The organism is Mesorhizobium sp. M7A.F.Ca.CA.004.04.2.1 (assembly GCF_004022825.1).
Classification (GTDB): domain Bacteria; phylum Pseudomonadota; class Alphaproteobacteria; order Rhizobiales; family Rhizobiaceae; genus Mesorhizobium.
Window position 1 is genome coordinate 1 of sequence record NZ_RZPH01000802.1, and the last position, 2,811, is coordinate 2,811.

A 2,811-nucleotide genomic window follows, 5' to 3' on the forward strand; every position below is an offset into this window, starting at 1 on the left:
GGCAAAACCAAAATGGTCATCCGCATGGCGCTGGCGCGAAAACTCCTCGTCATTCTCAATGCAAAAGCACGCGATGCGCGCATGGAGTTCGCCAATGCAACTTGACACCACAGATAGTCGCTCATTGCCCTGCCGGGCATTTCTCCCCGTAGAACGGGGAGAAAGACGCTAATTCACCGTCCGCCGCGTCCCCGGCAGGTCCAGCGAAAACGCCGGAATGGCGATGTCGAATGTCTCGCCCCGCTTGTTGCGCATCGTGTAGTGCCCGACCATGATGCCGGATGGTGTCGAGAGCGGGCAACCGGACGTGTATTGGTAGCTGTCGCCGGGATTGAGTTCGGGCTGGTCGCCGACGACGCCGGGGCCGCGCACCTCCTCCACCCGGCCAGTGCCGTCGGTGATATGCCAATAGCGCGACAGAAGCTGCACGAAGTCGTCCGACTGATTGTCGATCGTTATCTGATAGCCCCAGACATAGCGGTTCTCCGAGGGATCCGAGCGGTCCTCCAGATAGAACGGCCTGACCTGCACTTCGATGTTGCGCGTGACGGCGCTATACATAAGCGGCTCCAAAAAACGGTTCCAGCGGAACTTTCGGCGCTCTGTGCGGTTAGGTCAACCGACCGAAGCCTCCTCTGGCCGACCTCGCGGGCAGGTGCCGACAAAGAATGTCATTTAAGTGACATATGACAATGATGGTGTGCGCGGACTGGTGATGCGCGACTCGGGCGCTCTGCTGAACTGTTGAACCGGCCATCTTGCGGACCGGTTTTCCTGGAGTGACCGGATCTCGATGGAACTCACTCTCATAGCCGCCACGCTTTCAACTGTCCTCATCCTCTCGAATCTCGCCAGCATCGTGCTCGCCGCTTCGCGTCTGAAACGGCGCCACACCATTGGGCCGCCGGCCGCCAAGCCGCGGCCGGTGTCGATCGTCGTGCCGTCGCGCGGCGTCGAGCCGTTCACGCAGGAGACGCTGGAACGCGCCTTCTCGCTCGATTGGCCGCGCTACGAGTTGATTTTCTGCGTTGCCCATGCCGACGATCCGGTGGTCAAATTGATAAACAGGACGATCGTCCGGTTTCCGAAAGTTCCGGCCCGGCTGCTTATCGGCGACGACCGCATCAGCGCCAATCCGAAACTCAACAATTGCGTCAAGGGCTGGGAAGCGGCGCGGCACGACTGGGTCGTCCTGGCCGATTCCAACGTGCTGATGCCGAGAGACTACGTCCAGCACCTGATGGCTGCCGGGCGGTCCGGCACCGGCCTTGTCTGCTCGACGCCGATCGGCTCCCGGCCTGCCGGCTTCTGGGCCGAGGTCGAATGCGCTTTCCTCAACACGCTGCAGGCGCGCTGGCAATATGCCGGCGAGGCGCTCGGCCTTGGCTTTGCCCAGGGCAAGAGCATGCTCTGGAACAAGCCGATGCTCGACGCCAATGGCGGCATCCGCGCGCTGGCCGCCGAGATCGCCGAGGACGCCGCCGCGACCAAGCTGGTGAACAGCCTCGGCTTGCGCGTCAATCTCGTCGCCGCCCCCTTCGAGCAGCCGCTTGGCCGGCGCTCATTTGACGAGATCTGGTCGCGTCAGGCCCGCTGGGCGCGCCTGCGCCGCGTCACTTTCCCGCTGTTCTTCGCACCCGAAATCCTGACCGGCGCCTTGGTGCCGCTGGTGCTTGCGCTGATTGCCGCAGCCAGTGCCGGTTTCAGCCTCTGGGCAACCGCCATTGCCGTACTGGCGGCCTTCTACCTTCCGGAGTGCGCCCTGGCCTGGTCCAAGGGCTGGTACCTGTCGCCACGCATGGTCGCCGCGATCATGGCGCGCGACCTGATCCTGCCGGCGATGTGGGGACGCGGCTGGCTCGGCGGCGCCGTCGACTGGCGCGGCAATGCGATGACCATCGGCACCAAGACGGCCGAGCTGGAAGAGACGCCGTCCGGCGCCTGAAGGCGTCAGCTAGGTTTGACCGCTGGAATAATTATCGTATATACGGAAATGTTGCGTTAGGCTCTATTTTTGTGTATACATAATTTATGGGAACGCACCGGCGGCGATGCAGTTCGAGTGGGATGAAAACAAGGCCAGGATGAACAGGGCCAAGCATGGCGTGGATTTTGCGATCGCACCATCCTTCGACTTCGCCAACGCCGCTATCAGGCTCGACGACAGCGAGGACTTTGGCGAGGACCGCCTCGTTGCCATCGGTCTGATCGGAACTGGCGTCCATGTGATGGTTTATGTCGAGCGACGATACGCCATCCGCGTTATTTCGCTGCGCAAGGCCACAAGGCAGGAAATTACGGACTATGTCGAAAACCTCTAAGACGATCGTACGCCGTGAGGCTGCTGCGCCCCAGCTGTCACGTGCTGACGCTTTGGCGTTGGCCAAAAAGGCGCTTGCCGCGATGACCGACGAAGAAGATGCCAAGATCACCGCTGCGGCCGAAGCCGATCCGGATGCTCAGCCAACCGATGCCGTTTCGCGCCGCAAGGTTGGCCGGCCGCCGCTTGCCCGGCCCAAACGTGCCGTACAGCTACGCCTCGACGCCGACGTTCTCGACCGCTTCAAGGCCGCTGGCGATGGCTGGCAGACCCGCATGAACGAAGTGCTGCGCAAGGCGGTCGGCCTGTAATCCTGTGACGACGCTCGCGCGCTACCTGGCCTTCAGCGCCTGCGCGATGTCCTCGAGCAGATCGTCGGTGTCCTCCAGGCCGACCGAAAGCCTGAGCGTGCCCGGCCCGATGCCGAGCTCGGCGCGCGCCTCGTCGCTGAGGTTCTTGTGCGTCGTTGTCGCCGGGTGGGTGATCAGGCT

Annotated in this window: 5 protein-coding genes and 1 pseudogene; 4 read left to right on the forward strand and 2 right to left on the reverse strand. The window is 62.8% G+C overall.

The window, feature by feature from the left end:
- Window positions 1-105, forward strand: a pseudogene (locus EN893_RS27250) (IS110 family transposase); the annotation flags it as partial.
- Between the two features lie 63 nt (window positions 106-168).
- On the opposite strand, the gene apaG reads toward EN893_RS27250, so the two are convergent.
- The gene (gene apaG, locus EN893_RS27255; RefSeq protein ID WP_013533640.1) at window positions 169-561 is read right to left on the reverse strand and encodes a Co2+/Mg2+ efflux protein ApaG; all 393 of its coding nucleotides are present in this window, start codon (window positions 559-561) and stop codon (window positions 169-171) included.
- Window positions 562-793: 232 nt separating this feature from the next.
- Here apaG and EN893_RS27260 point away from each other — a divergent pair, with 232 nt between their 5' ends.
- The 3 genes from EN893_RS27260 (at window position 794) to EN893_RS27270 (ending at window position 2,631) form a co-directional block, all read left to right on the forward strand.
- The gene (locus EN893_RS27260) at window positions 794-1,945 is read left to right on the forward strand and encodes a ceramide glucosyltransferase (protein WP_128361921.1); all 1,152 of its coding nucleotides are present in this window, start codon (window positions 794-796) and stop codon (window positions 1,943-1,945) included.
- Between the two features lie 106 nt (window positions 1,946-2,051).
- Window positions 2,052-2,321: a BrnT family toxin gene (locus EN893_RS27265; protein ID WP_127272042.1), complete on the forward strand. Its 270-nt coding sequence runs from the start codon at window positions 2,052-2,054 to the stop codon at window positions 2,319-2,321.
- 82 nt (window positions 2,322-2,403) lie between these two features.
- Entirely contained in the window at window positions 2,404-2,631 is a 228-nt protein-coding gene (locus EN893_RS27270) for a BrnA antitoxin family protein (protein ID WP_127272043.1), read from the forward strand.
- A gap of 21 nt (window positions 2,632-2,652) precedes the next feature.
- Here EN893_RS27270 and EN893_RS27275 read toward each other — a convergent pair.
- Window positions 2,653-2,811, reverse strand: a 159-nt coding sequence (locus tag EN893_RS27275) for a PLP-dependent transferase (RefSeq protein WP_206640180.1), incomplete at its 5' end; no start/stop codon positions are given.